Below are 24,954 nucleotides of genomic sequence, written 5' to 3'. Positions count from 1 at the left end.
CCGCTCTTGCGGGGAGAGGGCTGGGGTGAGGGGCTGCTTCCACGCGCGGTGAATGCGGTTACACCTGTACCCCCTCACCCGGATCGCATCTAGCGATGCAATCCGACCTCTCCCCGCAAGCGGGGCGAGGTAAGAGGAAACTACTTCGCAGGCGGCACCAGATAGACCTTCCACGCCGTCGACGGGCCGGGATGGCCGTTGAAGAAGCGCATGGTGGTCATCACCAGCGGCTCGGCATTCTTGGCATGCTCGGCCATCCACGCCTCGCAGGGCTGCAGGAACACCGGATCGGTGGTGTCGCAGACGCCGATGAAGCCGAGACGCTTGGCCTCGTCGAGCGACGTCAGCCCCGAGGTCCACGCCTCACCCGGCACCAGCGAGGCCGGATGATCCGGGCTGTAGAACGTCATCGGCTCGCCGATGTCGGAGCGTGCGACCACCACCGCCCAGCGCGAATGGAATTTCGCCTGCCAGGTCTCGGTCAGCTCGCGCGCCAGCTCGGAGCGCGCGGCGTAGGTTGAGCCGCCGACATGGTTGGACGCGATCTCCTGCGTCGCGATGCTGGGTGCTGCGATCAGCGTGACGATCGTGGCCACGAACCAGACCGCAATGACCGAGAACAGCGCCATGCGCGGGAAGCGCAGCGAGGGAATCGCAACCAGCGCAAGCGGCACCAGGAAGAACAGCGGGATGCCCCAATCGGTCTTGATATAGACGGTGAACGCCAGCGCACCGAGCGGCGGCCCGATCGCGACGATCGCCTGGATGATCCAGACGTTCAGCGCCTGCGGGAGGTTCACAGCGGGATTGGGTCCGCGCGACCAGATCCGCGCCAGCACGTCCGACGGCCGCCATGGCACCGACCCCAGCAGCAGCGCGACGAGGCCGAGCGCGGTCGGAATCGCGAGCAGCCCGAGATTGTGCACGACATAGCCGATCACGAGCTGCACGTTGAGCGCGCGGCTCGACAGCGCGTAGACGTCGCCGGCATAGGTGAACGGAACGAAGTTCACCTCCTCCAGCCAGACCAGATGCGGAATCATCGCCACGATCATGGTGCCGATCGCAACCCATGGCGCCGGCGAGCGCAGGAACTGGCTGCGCTGCGGATGGATCAGCGCGGCGAGCCCGATGGCGCCGATCATCGTCACCACCCAATATTTGGTCATCAGCGCCAGCATGCCGGCGAAGCCGAGCCACAGCCCCGATTTGAAGCTGCGCTTCTCGAACGCGTTCAGATAGGCCAGCACCAACAGCGGCAGCGGCACCAGCTGCGCAAGGTCGGCGTTGTATTTGAAGCCCTTGAAATTGAAGATCGGGTAGAGCGCGAGCATCACCACCATGAAGAACGCGCGGCGGCGATCGACCACGCGCAGCGCGATCAGCCAGCACACCACCAGCGCGAAGCTAACGGTCGCCATCGCGAGCGCATAGGTCGACCAGTTGGTGACGGGGAAGATCCTGAACCAGACGCCTGCGATCCAGCCCGACAGCGGCGGATGCTTGCCATAGCCGAGCAGGAAGCGCTGGCCCCAGGCATAGGCCTCCGCGACGTCCATATGGACGTCCTGCGCGGCCTTGAGCTTGACCAGGATCAGCGTCCACAGCACCGCGTGAACCAATGCGAAGCCGATCACGAACCACAGGCTGGTCTTGGGATCGATGGCGCGCGAGGCGATCCAGGCGGCGATCCGGCGGATCGTCAGTCTGCGGGTGGAGCGCCTTGCGGCGGGAAGCGTGGAAACGGTCGACATGGCCTGTGCCTGAAGCATGCCCCGGAAAAAGTCGAAGGTGGCTTTCCGGAGGGATCATGCCGAGTGGAAGCGGACGCGCGATGAGTGAATGCTCACCAGCACTTCAGCGCCCTTTAGCGCGTTTTTGTGGCCAGTGAAATCAGCTTGGCGTGAGAATGGCTCCAGAGCGGGATGACTTTTCTTCGAATCGCCATCCCGCTCTACCTCTTTGTTTTGAGCATGATCTTTTCGGAAAACCGCCGCACACTTTTCCGGATCATGGTCCAGCCGGCCGGTTCACTTTTCGAGAAGCTCCGGCCGGTACTCGAAATGCATGGTATCGTAGTGATACCACTTGCCGCCCCAGATGAAGCCGTGGCGCTCGAAGATATCGACGATCTGCTGCGGCATCCGGTTCCTGTAGGGGATGGTCTTGCCCTTGCCCTCCCCCTTGCCCGCCCACAGCCAGTAATCCGAGACTTTCAGGTTGAGGTCGATCGCGGCCGCATAGCCATGCATGCTCATCCGCCCGGTATCGGCGACGGCGCGACATGACAGCACACCCGCGATCGGAAACGCCGCGGCACGCAGCGCCGGATCGAGCGCCTCGATCTCGGCGGAGACCTGCTTGAGCCGCTCGGCGATGCCGTTGACCCGCGTGACCTGGACCGGCTTGCCCCAGGATTTCGGCAGCCAGCTGATCGTCACCAGGTTCCGCTTGACCTCACCCGTGTTGCAGTCGCCATACATCTTCTTGAAGAAGGCCTCATTGCGGAAGCGGCCGGGATCGACATTCACAGCCGGCGGCACCGACGGCCCGGATGGATAAGGCTGCCGCATCTGATCGAGGATCGAGGCGTTGCGTAACAGCTGATCGAACGGCTTGTCGGAGACGCCGTCATCGACCGGCATCACCGTGCCGTCGCGCCAGGTGATGCTCTTATCGTCGTGCCCGGACAGCGCATCGGGATAGGCGCGCACCAGGCGGTCGAGCAGTTCGCCGTTCGTTTCGGCACGCGCAAGCGGCGGCAGCAGCGCAAGCACGGCAACGACACAGGCGATCCCGCGCGCAGCCATTCAGCGCTTCCCGGCCTGGTCGATCAGCGCGACATTGGCCTCCTCGATCGCGCTTAATCGCGGATTCCAGCTGTTCGGCGCATACCAGGCGAAGCGCGAGAAATACGCCTTGAGATCAGCGGAATCGAAATAGCGTCCCCTGCGGGCGAAGATCTCGTTGCGCGCGATCCGCAACTCGTCCCGCGACAGCGGCCGCAGATCGGCCGGCGTCAGCAACCGCCGGTCGGAATCCGGGAAGATGAATCCGGCTGGCGCCGCACTGCCGCCGGATTCGAAGCGATCGATCAGCGCGATATTCGCGCTCTCGACCGCATTGAGCGGCGGATCCCAGGAGCGGGGCACGTACCAGGCAAACCTGCTGAACCGCGCCGTCAGGTCCGGCGCGTTGAAGTAGCGTCCGCGCCGCGCGAAGATTTCATTGCGGGCGATCCGCAGGTCTTCCTTGCTGAGCGCCCTGAGATCGCTCTCCGACAGCAGGCGGCTGTCGGAGTCCGGGATGATGAAGTCCGATTGCGTGCGAACCACTGGCGGCGCCGATGGCGGCACGCTTGGCGGCGACATGCTTTGCTGCGGCGGGATCACCGTTGCCGGCGGATCGGCGGTCGCAACCTGTGCCGGCGCGTTGCCGGCGAAATAGAATGAGCCGTCGATCGGCGAGGTCGAGACCCAGGGCTGCTGCGCACTGCCGGTTGCGCGCTTGACGACGAGGCCGACCTGGTTGAACGCCTGCAACACGTCGAGCCCGGGCTTCTGCATGGTGTCGACCAGCGCGCGCGTGTAGGGGCTGTGGCCGTCATCGCCGTCCAGCGCGACATTGCCCGGCTGGGTCGCGTAGGACAACAGCGTGCCCTCCGGCGCGCGGATCTGGGCGAGGCCGCCGTCGGCGGCGCGCAGGCCGCGGCCGCCGAACGGATTGTTCCGGCAGGCATCGAGGATGACGATGTTGAGCCGCGTGCCCGCGCCTTCCATCTGCCGCAGCACCAGGCCGACATCGACCATCTGGAAATCGACATCGGCCTCGCGGGTGGGGTTCGCCGACACCGGCACCAGGTAGTTCGTGCCGCGCACCTGGATGCCGTGGCCGGCGTAATAGAACAGCGCAACGTCGGCACCCATCAGCTGGCTGCCGAAGCGCTGGATCGCGGTATCGAAGCCGGCCTTGTCCAGATCGACCTGGGCCTGCCCGCCGACCAGCGCAAAGCCGAGCCGCTGCAACGTCTCGGCCACCAGCTGCGCATCGTTCTTCGGGTTCTGCAGCCGCGACACGTTCTGATAGGTCGAATTGCCGACGACCAGCGCCACGCGCTTGTCGGCGGCCGCCGGCGCCGCGAACAACATGGCCAGCAATCCGGCGGCGAGAAGGGTCCAGCGCATCGTCAAATCCACGAATTTCGGGCCGCCAGACCTAGCAGAAACATGCCCGGAAATCGATCATTGCAACCCTGCCGGAAATACCCCGTGATTCGCCGTCACACCGCTGCAAAATACCGCAATTTGGTTGCCCGCGCGGGGGTGTGGATGCTATCCCGCGCCCCATGACAACTGCCCCGATTTCCAACATCCGCAACTTCTCCATCGTCGCCCATATCGACCATGGCAAATCGACCCTCGCCGACCGCCTGATCCAGATGACGGGCGGCCTGTCGGATCGTGAAATGGCGGGCAAGGAGCAGGTGCTCGATTCGATGGATATCGAGCGCGAGCGCGGCATCACGATCAAGGCGCAGACCGTCCGGCTGAACTACCGCGCCAAGGACGGCAAGGATTACATCTTCAATTTGATGGACACGCCCGGCCACGTCGACTTCGCCTACGAGGTGTCGCGGTCGCTGGCGGCCTGCGAGGGCGCGCTGCTGGTGGTCGACGCCAGCCAGGGGGTCGAAGCGCAGACGCTCGCCAATGTCTACCAGGCGCTCGACAACAATCTCGAGATCGTGCCGGTCCTGAACAAGGTCGACCTGCCCGCCGCGGAACCCGACAAGGTCAAGCAGCAGATCGAGGATGTGATCGGCATCGACGCATCGGATGCGGTGATGATCTCGGCCAAGACCGGCGTCGGCGTGCCCGACGTGCTGGAGGCGATCGTCACCCGCCTGCCGCCGCCGAAGGGCGACCGCGACGCGACCTTGAAGGCGCTCTTGGTCGACAGCTGGTACGACGTCTATCTCGGCGTGGTCGTGCTGATCCGCGTGGTCGACGGCACCATGAAGAAGAACCAGCGCATCCGCATGATGGGCACCGGCGCGGCCTATGACGTCGAGCGCGTCGGCTTCTTCACGCCGAAGATGGAGCAGGTCGAGGAGCTCGGCCCCGGCGAGATCGGCTTCATCACCGCGGCGATCAAGGAAGTCGCCGACACCCGCGTCGGCGACACCATCACCGACGACCGCAAGCCGATCAGCGAGATGCTACCGGGCTTCAAGCCCGCGATCCCGGTGGTGTTCTGCGGCCTGTTCCCGGCCGACGCCAACGACTTTGAAACACTGCGCGGGGCGATGGGCAAATTGCGCCTGAACGACGCCAGCTTCTCCTACGAGATGGAAACCTCGGCGGCGCTCGGCTTCGGCTTCCGCTGCGGCTTCCTCGGCCTGCTGCATCTCGAAATCATCCAGGAGCGGCTGTCGCGCGAGTTCGACCTCAATCTGATCGCGACCGCGCCGAGCGTGATCTACAAGATGCATCTGACCGACGGCCAGGAGATTTCGATTCACAATCCCGTCGACATGCCCGACGTGGTCAAGATCGCCGAGATCGAGGAGCCGTGGATCGAGGCGACGATCCTCACCCCCGACGAATATCTCGGCAGCGTCTTGAAGCTGTGCCAGGACCGCCGCGGTTCACAGAAGGAGCTGACTTATGTCGGCTCCCGCGCGATGGTGAAATACGACCTGCCGCTCAACGAGGTGGTGTTCGACTTCTACGATCGCCTGAAGTCGGTCTCCAAGGGCTACGCCTCGTTCGATTATCACTTGACCGACTACAAAGTGGCCGATCTCGTCAAAATGCAGATCCTGGTCAACAACGAGCCGGTCGACGCGCTGTCGATGCTGGTGCACCGGACCCGCGCCGAAGGCCGCGGCCGCGCCATGGTCGAGAAGATGAAGGAGCTGATCCCGCCGCACATGTTCCAGATCCCGATCCAGGCGGCGATCGGCGGCAAGGTGATCGCGCGCGAAACCGTCCGCGCGTTGCGCAAGGACGTCACCGCGAAGTGCTACGGCGGCGACATCACGCGCAAGCGCAAGCTTCTGGAGAAGCAGAAGGAAGGCAAGAAGAAGATGCGGCAGTTCGGCAAGGTCGACATCCCGCAGGAAGCCTTCATCGCCGCGCTCAAGGTGGATAGCTGAGGCAGCGCCACGGACTGTCGCCGGCTTGACGACATCAGCGCCGGTCCAGATCTCGCCGAAAATCTCGAAAACAACCCCATGCAAAGTAGCCGGAGGTGGATGGCCGACGCGTCGCCGCTGCCGCACCTGTTGCTCCTTCTTGTCGCAGCAACAAAACGCACCATGATTTGAATCGCCATCGCAGGGCGGCCCGACTAAGCTCCGCCCATGTTGCGCATTCTCACCTTCTCGATCGTCATCCTCGCATTGCTGCAGCCGGACCTGAGCGCGGCCGCCTCCTCGAAGAAACGGCACGGCGCCACCCGCTGGCACGGCTATGGCTTCCTGCCCGGCTACCGGCAGCCGCGCAACGAAACCATTCCGGTGTTCGGCCCGCGCGGCGCCGCCCGCGGCTACCCGGACTACTCGCCGGAGTATTGGTATGGCGGCGATTGGTATTATTTCGGCCGCCCCGGATTCCATGGCGGCGGACGCTACAATGGCGGCAGCTACGGCCCGTGCTGGCGCTGGACGCCGATCGGCCGGGCCTGGCAGTGCGGCTAGCTGCGCGTCGCTGCGACATCTTGCGCACGCAACTCACAATCCACTGATCTCGGAATGAGAGGCATGTTGCCCGTCATATTGCCCCTGAGCCCCGGATAGGCCACGATCCTCCCTGCGCGCACCACAAAACACAACAGCGCCGGGGAAACGCATGAGCAAGGCCGCTCGATTCGATTATGGCTGGGTCGTCGTCGGCGCGGGCGCGCTGATGACCTGCGTCGGCTTCGGCACCATGCTGTCGCTCGCGGTGTTCCTGCAGCCGATCTCCGATGCGATGGGCTGGTCACGCGCCGGCGTCTCGGCCGCGGCGACGCTGGATTTCCTCTGCATGGGTTTTGCGGCGTTCGCCTGGGGCGCGCTATCGGACCGGTTCGGCACCCGCCTTGTGGTGCTGGCCGGCAGCCTGCTGCTCGGACTCGGCCTCGTGACAGCGAGCTACGCACAGAGCCTGTGGCAATTCCAGCTCTGCTTCGGCGTGCTGATCGGGATCGCCGTCGGCAGCTTCTATGCGCCGATGATGGCGCTTGCCAGCGCCTGGATCGACAAGCATCGCAGCCTCGCGGTCGCGCTGGTCTCGGCCGGCATGGGCGTCTCGCCGCTGACGATCGCGCCGTCGGCGAGCTGGCTGATCACCGCTTACGACTGGCGCTTCGCGATGCTCGTGATCGGCATCGCCGCATGGGCGCTCTTGATCCCCGCATCGTTCCTGGTACGCCCGGCACCGCAGGGATCGAACGTCGCGATTCCGACGGCTGCGAACGCACCGCAAACCGAATGGACCGTGGCGCAGGCGCTGCGTACGCCGCAATTCATCACGCTGGCGCTGGCACATTTCGCCTGCTGCGCGGCGCATTCGGGGCCGATCTTCCACATGGTGTCCTACGCCATGGTCTGCGGCATCGCGCCGATCACCGCGGTCACGGTCTACAGCCTCGCCGGCTTCTCCGGGCTCGGCGGCCGGTTGCTGCTCGGCGTGCTCGCCGACCGGCTCGGCGCCAAGCCGGTGCTGGTCGGCGGCCTCCTGGTGCAGGCACTGTCGATCGCGACCTATCTCGCGGTGGCGCAGCTCGGCGAATTCTACGCACTGTCTGTGGTGTTCGGCCTCGCCTATGGCGGCGTGATGCCGCTCTATGCCGTGCTGGTGCGCGAGTTCTTCGGCGCGCGCATCATGGGCACAGTGTTCGGCGCGGTGTCGGCGTTTGCAAGCCTCGGCATGGCGCTCGGGCCGTGGGCCGGCGGTTATGTGTTCGACACCTTCCATCGCTATACGTGGCTGCACGTCGGTTCCTTTGCGATCGGCCTTGCCGCCGTCGCGGTGGCGCTGAGCTTCTCGACAAAGCAGCGGCCCTCGCTCGATCTCGGCCGCGCCGCCGCCTGAGCGCGGATGCATTCGTCGTTTGCACGCGCGTCACTGACGGATAGCTGATCTGCGCCGGCGCCGTCCCGCCTTGGCGTCCCTTGCCCTCCCCTTTGGGATGGGCCACCATCGCCGAGCCTGCCCAACAAGAACGCCGGAAGCGCCGAGGAAACGCATGAACAAGCCGCAGGGAGTAGACCTTGTCGAGCGGGCGCGCGCGCTGGCGCCGCTGATCATTGCTGAAGCCGACGAGATCGAGCGGACGCGGCGGCTGACGCCTGCTGTCACATCAGGACTCGTCGAGAACGGACTGTATCGCGCACTGCTGCCGAAGCGCTTCGGCGGCGCCGAGGCGACGCTGGAATCGTTCATGCAGATGCAGGAGGAGATCGCCAAGGCCGACGCCTCGACCGCCTGGTGCCTCGGCCAGTGCAGCGTCTGCGCCATGACCGCGGCCTATCTCGAGCCCGACGTGGCCGACGAGATCTTCAACACCGCGCCCGGCATCCTGGCTTGGGGCGCGATCGCCCACGAGGTCCGTGCCGAGCCCGGCGGCTACCGCGCCAATGCGCGCTGGGATTTCGCCTCGGGCTCGCGGCAGGCGAGCTGGCTCGGCGCCCATGTCCGTGTCGTCGAGGCCGATGGCTCGCCGCGCAAGAAGCCCGACGGTTCGCCGGAGATCCGCACCATCCTGTTCCCGATGGCGTCAGCCACGATGTACGACGTCTGGGACGTGATCGGCCTGAAGGGCACCGGCACCGATTCCTACTCCGTCGACAACCTCTTCATCCCGGACAAATTCTCGGCATTGCGCGACGATCCCAGCGCGTGCCGCGAGGCAGGCCCGCTCTACAAGCTCTCCACCAACATGGTGTTCAGCATGGGCTTCGCCGCCACCTCGCTCGGCGTTGCACGCGCGATGCTGGATGCGGCGACCAAGCTTGCGCGGGCTAAGACCCCGCAAGGCCTCAAGGCGATGCGCGACAACAACGCCGTGCAAGGCCAGATCGGCCGCACTGAGGCGAGCCTGCGCGCCGCGCGCGCCTATCTGTATGCGACCGCCCACGAGGTCTGGAGCGATCTCGCCCGTGGTGACGCGATCAGCGAGGCGCACCGGATCGCGATCCGCATCGCCTCGACCTGGACCATCCACCAGTCGGCTTCCGTGGTCGATATTGCCTATCACATGTCGGGCGCGACGGCGGTGTTCGCGAAGAATCCGTTCGAGCGACGGTTTCGCGACATGCACGCGATCGCGCAACAGATCCAGGCCCGCGACACCCAATATGAGGACGCCGGCAAGGCGATCCTGGCGGGCAATCTCGCGGCGCCGCCGACGACGCGCTGAGGCGCGATGAAGCCAGGTTGAACCAGGGCGCGTAATCATCCGCCATATCGGCTCTGCTCCCTAACACCGGACATCGCCGGACGACCACGGCATGTCGGTTTTGGGCCAAGAGAAGACATATGCGGTGGCCCATGCGGAGTCGATAACGACCAATTAGGGCGCGCCTGATAGAATTGGCGCGATCGGATTATGGTGATTTCCAATGCCCCATTGGGTGATCGCATCGGTTTTCGGAGTGCTGGCCTTGTGTGCGGCCTGGGGGATCTATTCGTCTTACTCCACAGGGACCGTCTACGGACGGCTGTCGCAATATTCGGAAGATCGCGAGCCGACTGCCTTCTTCATGGTTGTGCTCGGCAAAGTGGTCGCACTCATCTTTTGTCTCGCGATCGCCTTGCATGCCGTCGGCCTACTGACCACGGACCCAATTGCAGAAATCAAGCATTGGCTTCCGTGGCTGCCGGACCGTCGATATTAGGGGCGGCGGCAGCGATTGACCTAACTCAATGAAGGCACCGCCCTGATCGCCCCAACGTCCGCTAAGGGTCGAACGCCGACCCGGACGGGGCGCTTGATCTTGGTCAGTCTCCATCTCCGAAGCAGGCAATGCAGCCTTCTGAGGGTCGGCTACGGGCCATAAGCGGAAGTGGGTAGTCAGCATCTCGCGCATTCAGGGCAGCGTTTCAGCTATGTCCTATGCGCCGGCCGATATAGATTTGCCATAACGTCGAGAAGTTCGCGCGCTGATATGCCTAGCGGGAATGCAACGACCCATAGGCCACGATTGCCAAAAAGCCCGTTCGCCGTTCGCATGAACCGGGCCACAGGACCCAGCCGCAGGTGTTTCCGAACGAAGTCAGGATCAACATCGATCACGATGCCCTTATCACGGTAATTTTTCAAAGAGAGGACCGTGGACCACGGAATCCAATCGGCGCTGATCCGAATGTCTTTGAAGCCATCGCGCGTCATGAAGAGCACTGGTTGGCGGGGACCTAACCACCTGACAAGGGCATGAATGGTAATTGATCCGAACAGGATGATGCCGGCCGTCCCGATCAGGAAGGCCAGAATAGGACCAACAAGCGCACGTTCCTTTGCTGGTGGACCAAGGAAGCCGAGAAGAACGCCAACACACGCTCCGGCCATGAACATCGCACCGGCAGTCATAACAATCCCCAAAGCAGCGAATATTGCGAGCCGGACGCGGGATTCGTAGATCTCCAAGCAGCCGCTCGCATCGAACTCGGTGGACATATTGACGATCCGATTCAGTAATGCTGCATACTCTCAATCAATAATTGTATAAGGCAATTTAACTCGCGTTCGCGAATCGAGCAACCGGCGAACATGCGATCGCGCAGCGGATCCAGGCCCGCGACACCCAATATGAGGACGCCGGCAAGGCGATCCCGGCGGGTAATCCCTCCGCCCGCTGAAGTCAGATCGAACCGGGGGCCACGCTCATACATCCGCCGTGTCGGCTCTCCTCCCTAAACCGGACATCGCCGGGTGACCACGGCATGTCGGTTTTGGGCTAGCGGCCGAAATTGATTGCCGTCGACAGATGGCCGCTCGTTGATACCCTAGTGGATGGTCGCCACGGCAGTCACCGCAATGAGTACGACGGTCACAAATGCTCCTGAGACATAGAGAATGGTTCTGATGCTGCCACCTTTGGCCGCTTTGCCACCGCGCAGATAGACCGCAACGTGGATGAGACGAATCGCGACGTAGACCCATACGAGAGTTGCAACCGTGACGGGGCTAACCCCCACCATCATGGACAGCAACGCCGGGACGACAAAAGGCGGCAGCGCTTCCACGGTGTTCAAGTGGACGCGATCTATCCGGTACAACAAGTTGTTGTCGTCCAGCGGCAGGACAGGTCCGGAGAGTGCCCCGGCCCTGCCTTTTGACGATCCTGAATAGACGGCCAGCACGATTGACAGCAAGCAAAGGGCCAGCACTCCGACGATGCCGAGAGAATAGGCTGCCATGCAGACCTCCGCAGTTGCGATCATGACGCAAGAAACACGTGAGCATCATGCCTCGCGCGCAATCCGCTCGGCGAACCGTTTCAGATAGAGCGGCCAACCCTGATCACCCTCAACTCCATCACGCACGCCTTCCCAACCTTGGCCATGACGTTCGAGGTGACGGTGCTCAAGCTCCAACCGTGTTCGGTTTGGCGTCTCGGCGATGAACCGCACTTCCCATTCGCTGGTCTTGTCTGGATCGGTCTCGATTTGCCAGCGCGGGCTGATGTCCCAGCTAAGAAGCACGCGATTAGGCGGCTCAAAAGCCAACACACGCGCCCAACGACACTCGCTGCCATCGACACCGCGATCATAAACGTGACCGCCGACCCGGGGCTCGAACACGGTCTCGGCGATGGGGACGAGGAGCAGATTGTGCTCGCGTGGCTTGAAGCTGCCGAAGTCTTCAGTGAAGACCTTGAACGCACGCTCGATAGGCGCCTCAACCACGATGGATTGTCTGATGGGCGCGGCCGATACACGTATGCTCATTGCTGGTCCTCCACTGATTTTTCGACGGCCACTTTGTAAGCTGCCAGTGTGCTGCTCCAGAACCGGTCAAGCCAGGCGCGCATCTGGCCGAGCCCCGCGGGATCGATGTGATAAACGTTGCTGGCTCCCTTCGGCTCGGCACGGACCAACCGAGATTCACGCAGCACCTTCAGATGCTGCGAGACGGCTGACTGGGAGATTGTCAGCTCACGGGTGATTTCAACGACGGTGCGAGGCCGTGTGCCCACTAGTTCGAATATTCGTCTGCGAGTTGAATCGCCAAGAGCGGCCAGTTGCACGCTGTCTTTAGCCATGGCCAGCCGACGTCCCAGGCGCGTCAATGCAAGGGCACCTTGCAGGTCGGTTACAACCTCCGCTGATTGTATAATCATTAGCCATGACTAATGATTAGTATATACTGATGATTACGTCAAGCCAGTCGGCGTGGAACTTCGGTTCAGGTCACTCTCGAACCGGTTTCAACCTGAATTCTCGACCTCCGCTTATTCTCTGGAAGCAGACGTCGGACCGCTGGTGTTAATGAGTATGCGCCGTAACGACCGCGAGAACGCTGCGCGGGGGAAGGCCCACCCGCCGTGCTCCGCGCGTCGGCCTTCCCCCGCAGGCGGGAAAGGCGATGCGGGAGAACAACGCCGTGCAGGGCTAGATCGGCCGACGCAACTTTCTGATTCAAACCGCTCGAGCGCCCGGTCTGAACTGCGTCAAGGCAACACCAGACATCGCCAGCAGTGCGCCGACAATCAACTTCGGCGTCATCGGCTCGCCAAGGAACAATGCGCTCGACATCAAGGCGAACACCGGCAGCAGCAGACCGAAGGGGGCGACGCGCCCCATGGAGCAGCGCGCGATCAGCCAGAACCAAAGGCCGAATCCGACAATTCCACCGATGAAAATCGTGTAGGCGAGCGCCAGCCACCCCCGTTGATCCGCAGCAACGAGGCTTGCCGTTTGTCCATATTCAAGGAGCAACGACATCAACATCACCTGCGGCACCGTGAACAGCGACGACCAGCCCATCAACATCAGGGGGTCGAACGGGCCGTAGCGTTTCGTCAGCACGTTGGATACCGCGAACGCAAAGGCCGCTCCAACCACCAGCAGCAGTGGCAACCCGTTTGCCGACAGGCCGGGCTCCGCCCTCAACACAAAGACGCCGGCGAATGCAAGCATCACCCCGGAGAGGGTCGTGAGCGACGGCCTCTCCGCCAGCAGCGGCCAGGCCAACAGGACCGTGAAGGGCGTGGAGAGTAGATACGCAACAGCCGTCATGCTTCCCGAGCCGAGCCCGAGACCCACGTAGAACAGCCCGAAGTTCAGCCCGCCGAGAAAAAACGAGATCGCTGCGATAGGACGCAACTGTTCACGCGTGGGCCTTTTCACGAACGGAATAAGCAGGAGCGCAGTGGCCAGGAAACGCAGCGCCAGGAAGAAGAACGGCGGAAACTCCGTAACGCCCAATTTGATGACCACGAACTGATAACCCCAGAGCAAGGGAACGGCCACCGCGCAAACCATCTGGATCGCAGACATTGTATTCTCCTTTTACGACCGATCGGTCCAGATATCGGCAAGCCGATTGTGAGAACGGGTCCCGGATTTTGCTTACCTGATGAAACGATCGAGCAGAGCGTCGGCGGCGGCGTGCGTGATGACTCCCGCGGCTGCCGTTTTGCTGATGACGCGCAGCCCCTCGACGAAACAGACGAGAATGCGGGCGGCATTTGCTGGGTCGACACCATCGGCCAACTTGCCCGCAGCCTTCGCGCGGGAAAGCGCATCCGCCACCCGCGCCTCCATGACCTTGAAAAAGTTCGCGATGCGACGATTGACGTCGGCGTCACGCCCGGCCAGTTCCATCGCTGTGGCGATCACCAGACATCCGCGCCGACCATGGGCGCCGCTGGTGCGGTCAACATATCCAGCAAGGTAGGCCCGCAGGCCATCAACCGGCTCCTTGCGGGGGTCAAGCTCGACATTCAACCGTGTCACGGCATCGTCGATGTAACGATCGAGCGCGCGCAGGAACAGCGAGTGCTTGTCGCCGAAAGCAGCGTAAAGGCTGCCACGCGAGAGCTTGGTCGCACGAAGAAGGTCCGGCAGCGCCGTTGCATGGTAGCCGCGCGACCAGAACACGCCCATCGCGCGCTCGACGGCGGCTTCCTCATCGAAACTCCGCGGGCGACCGCGGGGTAACGGGGCCGAGGTTCGGTTGCTCATTCAGGAAATATAGACCAAACGGTCTTTAAATCAAGCGACCTCCAAACGCATTCCACGTCTGTCGCGAGGGAAAGCCGCTTCGCACTTACCGGATCGCGTTTCAGCGCATGGTACGAAAGTAGGCACCGGCGACGATGGCCCCGGCACGAATTTCGGCGGCGCAACATCCGGTTGTTAAGCTTTTTCTGGGACTTTGCCGACGGCGCTAATGCCTGGAGTTCCGACGGTCCCATGTTCACGCTTCGATCGATTGCCGCTCGCCTGATTCTGGCGATTTCACTGACCGTTGCAGTCGCCTGCGCGATCCTCGGCGGCTTTTCCATCAGCCAGCAGCGGGCGCTGACCCGGCTCGCGCTCGATCAGCAGCTCAAGTTGCAATATGACAGCGTGATTGCGGCGATCGACTATGAAGGCCGCACCGCGCTCGCGGTCTCCGCTGTGATCGCCGCCCTGCCGCCGGTCGAAGACGCCATCGCCAAGGGCGACCGCGACGGCCTCGGCAAGCTGCTCGGCGCCCCCTGGGCGGCGATCAAGGCGCAGGGCATCCCGCTGATCTCGTTCTGGCAGGCGCCGGCGACGAGCTTCTACCGGGTCCATGCGCCGAAGACTTTCGGCGACGATGCCTCGGCGCGGCGCACCACGGTGGTGGAATCGATCAAGGCCGGCAAACCGATCGTCGGCGTCGAACCCGGCCGCGAGGCGCTTTCGATCTTCGGCATGACCCCGGTCGTGCATGACGGCAAGACATTGGGCAATGTCGACATCGGCGTCGCCTTCGGCAAGGAATTCGTCGACCGCGCCAAGAAGCGCTTCGGCATCGACCTTGCGGTGCATTCGTTCGACGGCCAGAGCTTCAAGCGGCTGTCGTCCACCTTCGGCGATACCGCGGTCGCGACCCCGGATGAGCTCAAGAGCGTGATGAACGGCGCAGCCGTGCTGCGCGACGCCACGCTCGATGGTCATGCCGTGGAGCTCTATCTCGGCCAGATCAAGAACTATGCCGGTCAGCCGGTCGCCGTGCTCGAGATCATCAAGGACACCAGCGACTATGCGGCCGCTGCCGCGAGCGCGCAGCGCAACCTGATCCTCGGCGTGGTCGCGATCCTGGCCGCTGCCGTGCTGCTCGCGTTCCTGCTCGGCCGCGGCCTGTCGCGGCCACTTGCCGCGATCACCGCCGTGATGAACCGGCTGTCCAGCGGCGACACCAGCGTCACGATACCCGGCAGCGAGCGCCGCGACGAGCTCGGCACCATGGCAAGGGCGGTCGACGTGTTCCGCCGCGGCATGATCGAAACCTCCTCGCTGCGCGATGCGCAGGAGGCCGACAAGGTGAAGGCGACAGCCGACAAGCAGGCATTGCAGCGACAGATGGCCGACCGTTTCGAAGCCGACGTCAAGGGCATGGTCGCCGCCGTCGCGCAATCGTCGGGCGCGATGCAGCGCGTCGCCAACGAGATCACGACCAGCGTCAACGGCACCTCGGAACGGACCTCGGCGGCAGCCGCGGCGTCCGAGGAGGCATCGGCCAGCGTCAACGCGGTCGCCGCCGCGACCGAGGAGCTGGCCTCCTCAATCACCGAGATCGGCCGCCAGGTCACCCATTCCAGCCGCGTCGCCGACAATGCCGTGGCCAAGGCGGTGGAAACCACCGAGATGGTGACGAGCCTTGCCGCGTCAGCCGAGAAGATCGGCGACGTGCTGCGCCTGATCAGCGCGATCGCGAGCCAGACCAACCTGCTGGCGCTCAACGCCACCATCGAGGCCGCCCGCGCCGGCGAGGCCGGTCGCGGCTTCGCCGTGGTCGCCGCCGAGGTGAAGGAACTGGCGAGCCAGACCGCGAAGGCGACCGACGAGATCGCCGGCCAGGTCGGCGCGATCCAGTCCGCCACCGGCAATTGCGTCAGCGCGATCGGCGACATCAGCGGCACCATCCGCGAGATCTCGGGTATCGCCACCGCGATCGCAGCCGCCGTCGAGCAGCAGGACTCGGCGACGCGGGAGATCGCCCGCAGCGTGCAGCAGGCATCCTCCGGAACGCGCGAAGTCTCCAGCAATATCGCGGGCGCAAGCGAAGCCGCCGGCCAATCGCGCGCCCTCACCGGCAATGTGCTGGAGACCTCCGGCGAGCTCGGTAATCACGCCTCCGCGCTGTCGCACAGCGTCGACACCTTCCTCGCCGGACTGCGCAACGCAGCCTAATCGGCGGCGCTGCGCCTCAAATCAGGGCCAGGGCAGCACGGGCGGCGGCGCGGATCGATCCGCCTTGTCGTCCGACCCTGCCCCGGACCGCCCCCACTCGCGCATGAACGGCATCTTCAGCAGACCGCGTAGCGACTGCTTCTCGGCGTCATCAAAACCGTCGAGGCCGTAGCACAGCTCCGCGAAGCGCGGGCCGCAGTTGTAGGTGCCGCCGAGCCGGTCCCAGATCGAGAGCAGGTTGGAATAGTTGCTGTCGGTCTCCGGCTGGTGCCGCGAATGATGCATCTTGTGCATGTTCGGTGTCACGAACAGAAGCCGCAGCCAGCGATCGAGCCGCTCAGGCAGGCGAATGTTGGCGTGCTCGAACTGCGCGTTGAGCGCCGACAGCGTCAGATAGCTCACCAGCACCCAGGCCGGCGTTCCGAACACGATCACGCCTGTGATGTGCCAGCCGATCCGCCACAACGTCTCCCCGGGATGCTCGCGGAAGGCCGTGGTGGCGTCGACGAAGCGGTCGGCGTGGTGCATGCGGTGGAAGCGCCACATCCAGCCGAGCTTGTGCATCGAGACGTGGGCGAAATAGGCGAACAGGTCGAGCCCGATGATGCCGAGCAGCAGCTGGTTCGGCGGCGACAGGCCAAGCCAGTGCGACAGGCCGAATTTCGCGTCGAGCGTCCACTGCGCCGCCAGCGGTGAGATCGGGCTGAGCAGCAGGTTCACGCCGAGGAAGATCACGGTGATCGCGGCGTTGCGGCCGATGTTGCGCATCCGGTCACCGCGCGCGTAGCTGAACAGCGGAAACGCGGCCTCGAACAGCAGCACGATCGCGAACGACGCAAACAGGAACGCAATCCGCGCGCCGATCGACGGCAGCTCGATATTGGCGATCTCGCCCGCGCCCGGATGCCACAGCAGCTTTGCAAAACCGATCATGCCGGTCGCCCCTCTTTACAAAACGAATATTCGTTCTTTATAATGACGACAGATGAACGTCAAGCCGCCCCTCTGCCGGGCGACGACCAGGGACCGACCATGCCGAAGGTGAAGCCCGAAACGCTCGCGATCCGACGCGAGGAGATCCTGCAGGCCGCGGAGATCTGCTTTGCGCGCCAGGGATTTCACCAGACCACGATCCAGGACGTGATCAAGCAGTCCGGGCTCAGCGCCGGCTGCATCTACGGGCATTTCGCCGGCAAGGAGGAGCTGATCCAGGCGATCGGCGAAAGCCGCCATGGCCGCGACAGCGCGCTGCTCGCGGTGCAGGACCCATCGGACGACGTGTTGCAGAGCCTGCGGTCGATCGCCCGCGCCTTTCTCGGCGACCTGCAGAAGGAGGAAGGCCTGCGCGCCCGCCGCGTCGCCTTGCAGCTCTGGGCGGAGGCGTTGCGCGACGACGTGGTCCGCGACCAGGTGGCGAGCGGCATCCGCCAGCCGATCGCCTTGATCGTGGACCTGCTGCGACGCGGCCAAAAGAACGGCGCGATCGACTACGGCGTGCAGCCGCGCGGCGCAGCGCGGGCGATGGTCGCGATGTTCCAGGGCATCGTGCTGCAACGGCTGTGGGGCGAGACCGTCTCGACCGCGGAGGCCATGCACGCCTTCGACATCTTCCTCGCCGGCCTTGCCGCCAAACGCTGACGGGCGGATGCGGTGATGATCCACGACCTCCTCCTCGGCATCGTCACCGGCCTTGCCGGCGGTCTGACCGCAGGCCTGCTCGGCGTCAGCCCCGGCGGCGGACTGGTCGTGTTCTCGGTGCTGTTGCTCGGCGCCGGCCAGCATGTCGCGCAGGGCATCTCGCTGGTCGCGCAGGTGCCGCCGACCAGCCTCACCGGGATCCGGCGCTATTGGCAAGGCGGCAACCGCGCGCCGCTGCGCTGGATCGCGCTGCTGACTGTCGGCTTCGTCGGCGGCGGCGCGGCCGGCGCACTCGCTGCAAATCATGTCGCCGAGCCCGCCTTGCGCTGGACCTATGTGGCCTATCTCGTCGCGCTCGACGCGATGCTGATCCTGCGCGGCGGGCGCGACGAGAAAGACGATGAGACCGATGGCGCTGCGCGCGACATATCCTCGCCGGCGCTGCTCGTCGTTGGGCTGCTGGCGGGGCTGTCGTCGGGCTTTCTCGGCATCGGCGGCGGGCTGGCAACCGTGGTGGGCTTGAGCGCGGTGCTCGGCGTGCCGCAGCATCAGGCGCAGATGGCGAGCCTCGTGATGTCGCTGATCCCGACCACGATCCCGTCGGCCTGGATCTATTGGAGCGAAGGCTCGCTCGCATCCTGGCCGGTGCTCGCAGGCGTGATCGCCGGCCTGCTCGCCGGCACCGATCTCGGCGCCCGCGCCGCCAACCGCATCGACCGCGCGACGCTGCGCAGCGCGATGATCTTCTTCGTCTCGCTGATGGCGCTCTATATGACCTTCAAGGCGCTGTGGTAGACAGGTGCGACAGTCCTCTCGCGGAGCTTCCATGCGCAAGCCGGCAAGATCGACCAGCAAGGCGACACGGCGACCGCCGACCAAATCGACCGATGCGCTGTTCGACGCCTACCCTGCCCCGGTCAAATCGAGACTGCTGGCGCTGCGGCGGCTGATTTTCGAGACCGCGAAGGCAACCAAGGGCGTCGGCGCGCTGGAAGAGACGCTGAAATGGGGCCAGCCGAGCTATCTGACGCCGGAGACCGGCAGCGGCAGCACGATCCGGATCGATCAGGTGAAACCGGCCTCCGACCAGGTCGCGGTCTACTTCCACTGCCAGACCAATCTGGTCGAGACGTTTCGCGAGCTCTATCCCGAGCTCAGCTACAGCGGCAACCGCGCGATCCTGCTCGATGTCGCCGGCAAGCTGCCGGAGCCTGCGCTGCGTCACTGCGTCGGGTTGGCGCTGACGTATCATCTGAACAAGAAGGCGTCGTAGCCTTCGCAGGGTGGGCAAAGGCGCGCCGCGACGTGCCCACCGTCAAGCATACTGCTCGTGGTGGTGGGCACGCTGGCGCTTTGCCCACCCTACGGTCACGGCGCGCCGTAGGTGCCCTACGCCACCAGCGCAGTGGCGACGCGCTGCGCCTTCAGCAAACTGATGACCTCGGCGTTGGGCCGGGCGCGGCTGAACAGAAAGCCCTGGCCCTCGTGGCAGCCTTCGGCGCGCAGACAGCTCAGCTCCGCCTCGGTCTCGACGCCCTCGGCGGTGATGGTGACGCCGAGCCCGACGCCGAGGCTGACGATCGAGCGCACGATCGCCTGCGCGTCCGGGTTGGCGCCGAGGTCGCGCACGAAGGACTGGTCGATCTTGATCTTGTCGAACGGGAAGCTGCGCAGATAGCTAAGGCTCGAATAGCCGGTGCCGAAATCGTCCATCGACATCCGCACCCCGAGCGCGCGCAGCGCATGCAGCGTCGCCAGCACCTGGCTGCTCTTCTCCAGCAGCAGCGTCTCGGTGATCTCGAGCTCGAGCCGTCGCGCCGGCAGGCCGGATCGCCGCAGCGCGTCGGTGACCAGCGCCAGCAGATTACCGGTACGGAATTGCAACGGCGACAAATTGACCGCGACGCGCACGTCATCAGGCCATTGCGCCGCGTCCATGCAGGCACGATGCAACATCAGCGAACCCAGCGGATTGATCAGGCCGGTCTCCTCGGCCACCGGAATGAACTCGCCCGGCGAGATCATGCCGCGCTCCGGATGCGGCCAGCGCACCAGCGCCTCGAAGCCGGTGATGCGCCCGCTCGCAAGATCGACCAGCGGCTGGTAATAGGGCCGCAAATCTTCGTTCTGGATCGCATCGCGCAGATCGATCTCGGTCTTGCGGCGGCTTTGCGCCCGCGCATCCATCTCCGCCTCGAAGAATGAGAAGGTGCCGCGGAATTCGCTCTTGGCGCGCGACAGCGCCATGTCGGCGCTCTTCAACAGCTTCTCGGAATCCTCGCCGTCGCCGGGCGACATCGCGATCCCGATGCTGGCGCCGATCACCACCGAATGCCCCTCGAGCAGGTATGGCTCGCCGATCGCATCAAGGATCCGGCGCGCCAGCAGCACGGCGTCCTCGGGCCGCATCACGCCGCCCTGCACGATAGTGAACTCGTCGGAGTTGAGGCGGGCCAACGCGTCTTCCTCGCGCAGCGTCGAGCGCAGCCGCTTGGCGACGGCGCGCAGCAGCTTGTCGCCGATGCCATGGCCAAGCGTGTCGTTGACCGCCTTGAAATTGTCGAGACCGAGCATCAGCACCGCGACCTTGTCGGTCGAGCGTCGGGTGTGCTGCAGCATGTCCTCCATCTGCTGGCGCAGCAGATTGCGGTTCGGCAGGCCGGTCAGGCTGTCGTGCTGGGCCATGAAGGCGAGCCGCGCCTCGGCGCGCTTGCGCTCGGTGATGTCCATCAGCGCCAGCAGCATCGCCGGCTGGTCGCCATGCATCAGCTGGCGCGAATAGATCGCAAGATCGATCAACGTGCCGTCGGCGCGCACATGCTTCCAAGTCCGCGCCGCCTGCTCGTCGCTGCTGCGGCCGGCGGCCCAGGGCAGCTCGGCATCGAACGCCTGCAGGCTCTTGATCGTCATCTTCTCGAATTCGGCACGGACATAGCCGTAATGCGCGATCGCGGCGTCGTTGACCGCGAGGATCCGTTCGCCATCGAGCGCGCACAGGATCATCGGCACCGGATTGCCGTCGAACAGCAGACGGAACGAGGCCTCGCGCTGCTTCAGCTCGGTGATGTCGACGCGCAGGCCGACGATGCCGCCATCCGAGGTCAGCCGCTCCTCGATCAGCACCACGCGGCCATCGGCCAGCACCTGCTCGTGCCGCTCGCCCGGCTGGTACATCCTCTGGAGCCGCTCGGCGATCCACTCTTCCTCGCGCCCGATCGCCTCGGGATAGTCGCCGCGCGCGACGCCGACGCGGATCGTGTCCTCGAGGCGCGCACCGTGCTCGAACAGGTCGGAGCTGCGCTTGTAGATTTCGGAGTATTTCTTGTTCCAGAGCAGATAGCGGCCTTCGGAGTCCAGGAACACGATGCCCTGCGGAAGGATGTCGACCGCCTCGCGCAACCGCGCATTGGACTTGCGCGCGTCGGCGATCGCGGCCTCGGCCTGCGCGCGCTGGCGCACCAACTCACCAATCTCGACAGCGGAGCGGCGCGAACTGCCCGACAGTCTCGGCATCGGCTTGGGCCGGCGGCCCGGCAGGCTGGCCTGCTTTGGTTTCTTGATCTTCTTTGGCCGCATCATCGGCATCGCACGCCCCACGCGCATTCCAGTACGGCGATATATCTGCGATAAGTCTCTGAAAAATTGGTATCTCTCGGCGAAGAGGTGCGCTGGATGAGAAGCCGCGGCATGCCTGCTTTGCAGGCGAATCCGCGCCAGGCCCGCCTTGCGCCGAGTGTGCAGGCGGCATGCAGCGCCAATTTGCAGCGTGGACGTGCGAGGCGTGGTGAAGGAAGCGTAAACCGGCGCGAGACTGCACAATGAATGCGCCGAAGCGCATGAATGTTTGCCAGAGTGTGACAGGGTTATCGCTGGGTTAAGGCGGCGCGGGCAACGGGACGGAGTTTCCGATGCCGCGCTAAAGCGGTTTGACCATGCGTACCGACTCCGGACGAAAGCCAGCGCGGTCATAGAATTCAAGAGCGCGTCGATTGTCAGCGAACACATCCAGGCTCAGAAACCGGTATTTCATCTCGCGCGCCCAATCTTCGGCATGGCGCATCAGTAATTTGGCGATGCCTTGGCCCTCTGCCTGCTCAGTCAGAGCAAGGATCGCGACATAGCCACATGCTTCGTCCGTTACTCCGTCCGTTCCCGGCTGCATGTGGACGTAGCCCAACCGCACGTCATTTTCCGACACCGCAATGAGCGTCCGGGAGTTTTCGGCGGCAGGAAGCAACGTGGCGGCCATGAAACGGCGTTGAAACTGCTCCATCGCAGCCAGGGTATGCCAGGCGGGACCAGGCACGCCTGAGAGGCGAGGGGAGAGCGCAAAAAGAAAGTCGTGGTCTGATTGGGAAGCTTCCCTCACTCGAACCGAACCGGCACCAGTTGGCATTGCAAATCCCGAAGATGGTTATCGCGAAGGTTGGAGAGTTACCACGGATCCTAGTTGGTGATCTCGATCCGGGTGCCACCGCGGCCGTTGCGCTCGACCAGGCCATAGAGCACCGCCGCGTGCGAGGGATTCAGGCGCACGCAACCATGCGAGGCCGGACCGCCGAGACGGGTGAGCTCATAGGTGCCATGGATGGCAAAGCCGCCATGGAAGAAGATCGAATACGGCATCGGCGAGTTGTAGTACTTCTTCGAGTACCAGCGGCGCGCCAGCATCTGCGGACGGAACACACCGTTCGGCGTGCCGTAGCCGCGGCGCCCGGTCGACACCGGCCAGTTGTAGCGCGTCGCGCCGTCGACGCTGACCGCCATGCGCTGGGATGATTTATCGATGTGAACGACGACATCGGCGCGCGCGGGAGTCAGTGCCAGTGTCGACGCGGCAATCGCGGCGGCAAACGCCAGCCGTACGCAACATACGCTTGTCATAATACCGCCTACCCTGAAATTATTGTACGCATGATGTCGCCCGCAACGTGCGCTTGTAAAGTGGCGTGGCTCACATGTGGACCGGGAAGCCGCGGGTAATCTTAATCCGCGCTGTGGGCGATCAAGCAATTGGGATGAAAGCGCGGCTTGCATGGCTCGAATCCATGTTAGCCTTGCGCAGACAGAGTGATCCGAATGACACCCCGCCTGCGTCTGATCCCGCTCCTGATCTCCGCCCTCGTCGCCTGCACCATCTCCGCGCGGGCGCAGGACAAGGGCTCGCTCAATCCGCAGCCGTTGCCGCCGCTCGCCAACCCCAATGATCCAAAGATCGGGGCGAAGCAGCTGTTCGCGCGCAAGGTGCTGCCGGCGGCGATGCCGACGCAATCGATCGGCGGCTACACCAAGGGCTGCCTCGCCGGCGCCGCGCAGATGCCGTTCGACGGCGCCACCTGGCAGGTGATGCGCCTGTCACGCAACCGCTATTGGGGTCACCCCAACATGATCGCGCTGCTGAAGCGGCTCGCGGCCGACGCGCACAAGGACGCCGGCTGGCCCGGCATCCTGGTCGGCGATATCGGCCAGCCGCGCGGCGGCCCCGCGCTGTCGGGTCACGCCAGCCACCAGATCGGGCTCGACGCCGATATCTGGCTGACGCCGATGCCGGACCGCAAATTGTCGCGCGAGGACCGCGAGGAGATGTCGGCGGTGATGATGGTGCGCGACGACCGGCTCGATGTCGATCCGCGCGTCTTCACGCCGGGGCATGTGCTGGTTCTTCGCGACGCCGCGCGGGAGCCGGCGGTGCAGCGCATCTTCGTCAACCCGGCGATCAAGAAGGCGCTGTGCCGCGAGGCCAAGGGCGATCGTAGCTGGCTGTCGAAGATCCGGCCGTGGTGGGGCCACGACTACCACTTCCACATCCGCATGCGCTGTCCGTCCGGCAGCCCCGCATGCGAGGGACAGAAGCAGCAAGCGGAGGGCGAAGGCTGCAAGCCGTCCGATCTGGCGTTCTGGTTCAAGGATTCGGTGCTGCATCCGAAGCCGCCACCAAAGCCGCCGAAACCGCGCCCGCCGATGACGCTGGCGCAGATGCCGGCGGCCTGCAAGACGGTGCTCAACGCAGCCGACGCCAAACAATAACATCTTCGTCAGGCGGCTATGCCGGCCGGCGCGAACTGCGTTATGATCTGATGTCGGCGTGCCGTAAGCGCGCTCGAGCGATGGATCGGGGCCACTGATCTATTTCTTCCGTCACAATTGGCATTGGACCAGACATGCGCAAATCGCTCCTCGCCGCATCGCTCCTGCTCGTCTCAGTTCCCGCTTTCGCCGCGGAGGAGCCGAGCGGCTGCGACAAGTTCAAATGGTCGATCGACCGTGCCCGCGCCGCGCTCACCGCGCCCGATCGCGCCAAGCTTGCCTCGGGCAGCGAGCAGACCGCATTGCCGTCGACCGCCATCACGCTGGCGCTGGTGACGCCCGCTGATGCCAAGCTGCCCTCGCCGCCGGAGCGCGCGCCAAAGGACGGCACCTTCGCCGGCTTCACCAGCTTCAAGGCCGCGCCGAAGGCCGGCCTTTATACCGTCAGCCTCTCGGCCGGGGCCTGGGTCGACCTGGTGCAGGACGGGCATTTCCTGAAGCCGAAGGCCTTCAGTGGCGCCACTGATTGCGACGGAATCCGCAAGACCATGAAGTACGACCTGGCCGCCAGTCCCTTCGTGCTGCAGGTCAGCGGCTCAAAGGACAATTCGCTGTCCATCGCGATCCAGCCGTCGGACCAATAGCCCCGCTAAAGCGCGATGAGATTGAATCGTCATCGCGCTTTAGCTCCTTGTTGCGCATGATCTTTTCGGAAAGCCGCTTCGCACCTTTCCGGATCATGCGTTAGACAAACGGTCGCCTTTACCGTAAGTCCCAGCCTGCTATGTTTGCAGTGCGATATCCCCGAGGACCGTAAGTCCTTCGGGGACCAGCGGAACAGCGCTTCCGTCCGTCGCGCCCAGACCTCACCCAACGCCTGATTTGCGCGTGCCGTTCGCGCGCGAGCTCGCACGGA

General features: G+C 64.4%; 24 protein-coding genes. 11 read left to right on the top strand and 13 right to left on the bottom strand.

The window, feature by feature from the left end; all coding sequences use genetic code 11:
* Positions 1 to 140: 140 nt before the first annotated feature.
* The 3 genes from JQ616_RS31230 to JQ616_RS31220 all read right to left on the bottom strand — a co-directional run bounded on the left by JQ616_RS31230 (position 141) and on the right by JQ616_RS31220 (position 4,184).
* Positions 141 to 1,754: a glycosyltransferase family 39 protein gene (locus JQ616_RS31230; RefSeq protein ID WP_212021405.1), complete on the bottom strand. Its 1,614-nt coding sequence runs from the start codon at positions 1,752 to 1,754 to the stop codon at positions 141 to 143.
* Positions 1,755 to 2,030: 276 nt separating this feature from the next.
* Positions 2,031 to 2,810 (bottom strand): M15 family metallopeptidase, encoded by a 780-nt coding sequence (locus JQ616_RS31225; protein ID WP_212021404.1) that lies wholly within the window; start codon positions 2,808 to 2,810, stop codon positions 2,031 to 2,033.
* The gene (locus JQ616_RS31220; RefSeq protein WP_212021403.1) at positions 2,811 to 4,184 is read right to left on the bottom strand and encodes a YARHG domain-containing protein; all 1,374 of its coding nucleotides are present in this window, start codon (positions 4,182 to 4,184) and stop codon (positions 2,811 to 2,813) included. It abuts the gene before it with no gap.
* 161 nt (positions 4,185 to 4,345) lie between these two features.
* Here JQ616_RS31220 and lepA point away from each other — a divergent pair, with 161 nt between their 5' ends.
* From lepA to JQ616_RS31195, 5 genes are all read left to right on the top strand, one after another.
* Positions 4,346 to 6,157, top strand: coding sequence for a translation elongation factor 4 (lepA, locus tag JQ616_RS31215; protein WP_212021401.1), 1,812 nt, complete (start codon positions 4,346 to 4,348; stop codon positions 6,155 to 6,157).
* Positions 6,158 to 6,364: 207 nt separating this feature from the next.
* A complete protein-coding gene (locus JQ616_RS31210; RefSeq protein WP_212021391.1) occupies positions 6,365 to 6,700 on the top strand; it encodes a hypothetical protein in 336 nt (111 codons plus the stop codon).
* Between the two features lie 151 nt (positions 6,701 to 6,851).
* On the top strand, positions 6,852 to 8,078 hold the full coding sequence (locus JQ616_RS31205) for an MFS transporter (RefSeq protein ID WP_212021389.1): 1,227 nt from the start codon (positions 6,852 to 6,854) through the stop codon (positions 8,076 to 8,078).
* 154 nt (positions 8,079 to 8,232) lie between these two features.
* Positions 8,233 to 9,405 (top strand): acyl-CoA dehydrogenase family protein, encoded by a 1,173-nt coding sequence (locus JQ616_RS31200; protein ID WP_212021387.1) that lies wholly within the window; start codon positions 8,233 to 8,235, stop codon positions 9,403 to 9,405.
* A 202-nt stretch (positions 9,406 to 9,607) separates the two neighbouring features.
* Complete coding sequence (locus JQ616_RS31195; RefSeq protein ID WP_212021385.1) at positions 9,608 to 9,883, top strand: hypothetical protein; 276 nt, start codon at positions 9,608 to 9,610, stop codon at positions 9,881 to 9,883.
* A 209-nt stretch (positions 9,884 to 10,092) separates the two neighbouring features.
* Here JQ616_RS31195 and JQ616_RS31190 read toward each other — a convergent pair whose 3' ends face one another.
* The 6 genes from JQ616_RS31190 to JQ616_RS31165 form a co-directional block, all read right to left on the bottom strand.
* The gene (locus JQ616_RS31190) at positions 10,093 to 10,662 is read right to left on the bottom strand and encodes a hypothetical protein (RefSeq protein WP_212021383.1); all 570 of its coding nucleotides are present in this window, start codon (positions 10,660 to 10,662) and stop codon (positions 10,093 to 10,095) included.
* Positions 10,663 to 10,991: 329 nt separating this feature from the next.
* A complete protein-coding gene (locus tag JQ616_RS31185) occupies positions 10,992 to 11,405 on the bottom strand; it encodes an MAPEG family protein (RefSeq protein ID WP_212021382.1) in 414 nt (137 codons plus the stop codon).
* 45 nt (positions 11,406 to 11,450) lie between these two features.
* A complete protein-coding gene (locus JQ616_RS31180; protein ID WP_212021380.1) occupies positions 11,451 to 11,936 on the bottom strand; it encodes an SRPBCC family protein in 486 nt (161 codons plus the stop codon).
* Positions 11,933 to 12,250, bottom strand: a complete 318-nt coding sequence (locus JQ616_RS31175; protein WP_212021378.1) for an ArsR/SmtB family transcription factor — start codon at positions 12,248 to 12,250, stop codon at positions 11,933 to 11,935. Before JQ616_RS31175 ends, JQ616_RS31180 begins: the two co-directional genes overlap by 4 nt.
* Positions 12,251 to 12,626: 376 nt before the next feature.
* A complete protein-coding gene (locus tag JQ616_RS31170) occupies positions 12,627 to 13,487 on the bottom strand; it encodes a DMT family transporter (RefSeq protein ID WP_212021376.1) in 861 nt (286 codons plus the stop codon).
* 72 nt (positions 13,488 to 13,559) lie between these two features.
* Positions 13,560 to 14,096, bottom strand: coding sequence for a TetR/AcrR family transcriptional regulator (locus JQ616_RS31165; RefSeq protein ID WP_249137498.1), 537 nt, complete (start codon positions 14,094 to 14,096; stop codon positions 13,560 to 13,562).
* A 309-nt stretch (positions 14,097 to 14,405) separates the two neighbouring features.
* Here JQ616_RS31165 and JQ616_RS31160 point away from each other — a divergent pair, with 309 nt between their 5' ends.
* Positions 14,406 to 16,373, top strand: a complete 1,968-nt coding sequence (locus JQ616_RS31160; protein WP_212021373.1) for a methyl-accepting chemotaxis protein — start codon at positions 14,406 to 14,408, stop codon at positions 16,371 to 16,373.
* Positions 16,374 to 16,394: 21 nt separating this feature from the next.
* Here the strand turns inward: JQ616_RS31160 and JQ616_RS31155 are convergent, their stop codons facing one another.
* A complete protein-coding gene (locus tag JQ616_RS31155; RefSeq protein WP_212021371.1) occupies positions 16,395 to 17,306 on the bottom strand; it encodes a sterol desaturase family protein in 912 nt (303 codons plus the stop codon).
* A 99-nt stretch (positions 17,307 to 17,405) separates the two neighbouring features.
* On the opposite strand from JQ616_RS31155, the gene JQ616_RS31150 reads away from it, so the two are divergent.
* From JQ616_RS31150 to JQ616_RS31140, 3 genes are read left to right on the top strand one after another with little or no spacing between them, the layout of a single operon-like run.
* Complete coding sequence (locus JQ616_RS31150; RefSeq protein ID WP_212021368.1) at positions 17,406 to 18,011, top strand: TetR/AcrR family transcriptional regulator; 606 nt, start codon at positions 17,406 to 17,408, stop codon at positions 18,009 to 18,011.
* A 15-nt stretch (positions 18,012 to 18,026) separates the two neighbouring features.
* The gene (locus tag JQ616_RS31145; protein WP_212021361.1) at positions 18,027 to 18,806 is read left to right on the top strand and encodes a sulfite exporter TauE/SafE family protein; all 780 of its coding nucleotides are present in this window, start codon (positions 18,027 to 18,029) and stop codon (positions 18,804 to 18,806) included.
* A 31-nt stretch (positions 18,807 to 18,837) separates the two neighbouring features.
* A complete protein-coding gene (locus JQ616_RS31140) occupies positions 18,838 to 19,284 on the top strand; it encodes a DUF1801 domain-containing protein (protein ID WP_212021359.1) in 447 nt (148 codons plus the stop codon).
* Positions 19,285 to 19,400: 116 nt separating this feature from the next.
* On the opposite strand, the gene JQ616_RS31135 is transcribed toward JQ616_RS31140, so the two are convergent.
* The 3 genes from JQ616_RS31135 to JQ616_RS31125 all read right to left on the bottom strand — a co-directional run bounded on the left by JQ616_RS31135 (position 19,401) and on the right by JQ616_RS31125 (position 22,895).
* Entirely contained in the window at positions 19,401 to 21,596 is a 2,196-nt protein-coding gene (locus JQ616_RS31135; protein ID WP_212021358.1) for a putative bifunctional diguanylate cyclase/phosphodiesterase, read from the bottom strand.
* Positions 21,597 to 21,927: 331 nt separating this feature from the next.
* Positions 21,928 to 22,407 carry a GNAT family N-acetyltransferase gene (locus tag JQ616_RS31130; RefSeq protein WP_212021356.1) on the bottom strand — a complete coding sequence of 160 codons (480 nt, stop codon included), beginning with the start codon at positions 22,405 to 22,407 and terminating at the stop codon, positions 21,928 to 21,930.
* Between the two features lie 50 nt (positions 22,408 to 22,457).
* Complete coding sequence (locus JQ616_RS31125; RefSeq protein WP_249137495.1) at positions 22,458 to 22,895, bottom strand: L,D-transpeptidase; 438 nt, start codon at positions 22,893 to 22,895, stop codon at positions 22,458 to 22,460.
* A gap of 195 nt (positions 22,896 to 23,090) precedes the next feature.
* On the opposite strand from JQ616_RS31125, the gene mepA reads away from it, so the two are divergent.
* Together mepA and JQ616_RS31115 are read left to right on the top strand one after the other, a co-directional pair.
* Positions 23,091 to 24,038, top strand: coding sequence for a penicillin-insensitive murein endopeptidase (mepA, locus tag JQ616_RS31120; protein ID WP_212021355.1), 948 nt, complete (start codon positions 23,091 to 23,093; stop codon positions 24,036 to 24,038).
* 134 nt (positions 24,039 to 24,172) lie between these two features.
* A complete protein-coding gene (locus JQ616_RS31115) occupies positions 24,173 to 24,682 on the top strand; it encodes a hypothetical protein (RefSeq protein WP_212021354.1) in 510 nt (169 codons plus the stop codon).
* Positions 24,683 to 24,954 lie beyond the last annotated feature (272 nt).

This window comes from Bradyrhizobium tropiciagri, assembly GCF_018130545.1.
GTDB lineage: Bacteria > Pseudomonadota > Alphaproteobacteria > Rhizobiales > Xanthobacteraceae > Bradyrhizobium > Bradyrhizobium tropiciagri_A.
The sequence above is the reverse complement of the archived record's forward strand: the minus strand, read 5'-3'. Positions and strand labels throughout refer to the sequence as shown.

Bases quoted from the DNA above. Each gene is read 5' to 3' on its own strand.
- JQ616_RS31160 (WP_212021373.1), top strand. From the start codon at position 14,406: ATGTTCACGCTTCGATCGATTGCCGCTCGCCTGATTCTGGCGATTTCA.
- JQ616_RS31200 (WP_212021387.1), top strand. From the start codon at position 8,233: ATGAACAAGCCGCAGGGAGTAGACCTTGTCGAGCGGGCGCGCGCGCTG.
- JQ616_RS31145 (WP_212021361.1), top strand. From the start codon at position 18,027: ATGATCCACGACCTCCTCCTCGGCATCGTCACCGGCCTTGCCGGCGGT.
- JQ616_RS31180 (WP_212021380.1), bottom strand. From the start codon at position 11,936: ATGAGCATACGTGTATCGGCCGCGCCCATCAGACAATCCATCGTGGTT.
- JQ616_RS31190 (WP_212021383.1), bottom strand. From the start codon at position 10,662: ATGTCCACCGAGTTCGATGCGAGCGGCTGCTTGGAGATCTACGAATCC.
- JQ616_RS31150 (WP_212021368.1), top strand. From the start codon at position 17,406: ATGCCGAAGGTGAAGCCCGAAACGCTCGCGATCCGACGCGAGGAGATC.
- mepA (WP_212021355.1), top strand. From the start codon at position 23,091: ATGACACCCCGCCTGCGTCTGATCCCGCTCCTGATCTCCGCCCTCGTC.
- JQ616_RS31170 (WP_212021376.1), bottom strand. From the start codon at position 13,487: ATGTCTGCGATCCAGATGGTTTGCGCGGTGGCCGTTCCCTTGCTCTGG.
- JQ616_RS31155 (WP_212021371.1), bottom strand. From the start codon at position 17,306: ATGATCGGTTTTGCAAAGCTGCTGTGGCATCCGGGCGCGGGCGAGATC.
- JQ616_RS31220 (WP_212021403.1), bottom strand. From the start codon at position 4,184: ATGCGCTGGACCCTTCTCGCCGCCGGATTGCTGGCCATGTTGTTCGCG.
- JQ616_RS31125 (WP_249137495.1), bottom strand. From the start codon at position 22,895: ATGACAAGCGTATGTTGCGTACGGCTGGCGTTTGCCGCCGCGATTGCC.
- JQ616_RS31185 (WP_212021382.1), bottom strand. From the start codon at position 11,405: ATGGCAGCCTATTCTCTCGGCATCGTCGGAGTGCTGGCCCTTTGCTTG.
- JQ616_RS31140 (WP_212021359.1), top strand. From the start codon at position 18,838: ATGCGCAAGCCGGCAAGATCGACCAGCAAGGCGACACGGCGACCGCCG.
- JQ616_RS31230 (WP_212021405.1), bottom strand. From the start codon at position 1,754: ATGTCGACCGTTTCCACGCTTCCCGCCGCAAGGCGCTCCACCCGCAGA.
- JQ616_RS31130 (WP_212021356.1), bottom strand. From the start codon at position 22,407: ATGCCAACTGGTGCCGGTTCGGTTCGAGTGAGGGAAGCTTCCCAATCA.
- lepA (WP_212021401.1), top strand. From the start codon at position 4,346: ATGACAACTGCCCCGATTTCCAACATCCGCAACTTCTCCATCGTCGCC.
- JQ616_RS31165 (WP_249137498.1), bottom strand. From the start codon at position 14,096: ATGGGCGTGTTCTGGTCGCGCGGCTACCATGCAACGGCGCTGCCGGAC.
- JQ616_RS31115 (WP_212021354.1), top strand. From the start codon at position 24,173: ATGCGCAAATCGCTCCTCGCCGCATCGCTCCTGCTCGTCTCAGTTCCC.
- JQ616_RS31210 (WP_212021391.1), top strand. From the start codon at position 6,365: ATGTTGCGCATTCTCACCTTCTCGATCGTCATCCTCGCATTGCTGCAG.
- JQ616_RS31135 (WP_212021358.1), bottom strand. From the start codon at position 21,596: ATGCCGATGATGCGGCCAAAGAAGATCAAGAAACCAAAGCAGGCCAGC.
- JQ616_RS31195 (WP_212021385.1), top strand. From the start codon at position 9,608: ATGCCCCATTGGGTGATCGCATCGGTTTTCGGAGTGCTGGCCTTGTGT.
- JQ616_RS31225 (WP_212021404.1), bottom strand. From the start codon at position 2,810: ATGGCTGCGCGCGGGATCGCCTGTGTCGTTGCCGTGCTTGCGCTGCTG.
- JQ616_RS31205 (WP_212021389.1), top strand. From the start codon at position 6,852: ATGAGCAAGGCCGCTCGATTCGATTATGGCTGGGTCGTCGTCGGCGCG.
- JQ616_RS31175 (WP_212021378.1), bottom strand. From the start codon at position 12,250: ATGGCTAAAGACAGCGTGCAACTGGCCGCTCTTGGCGATTCAACTCGC.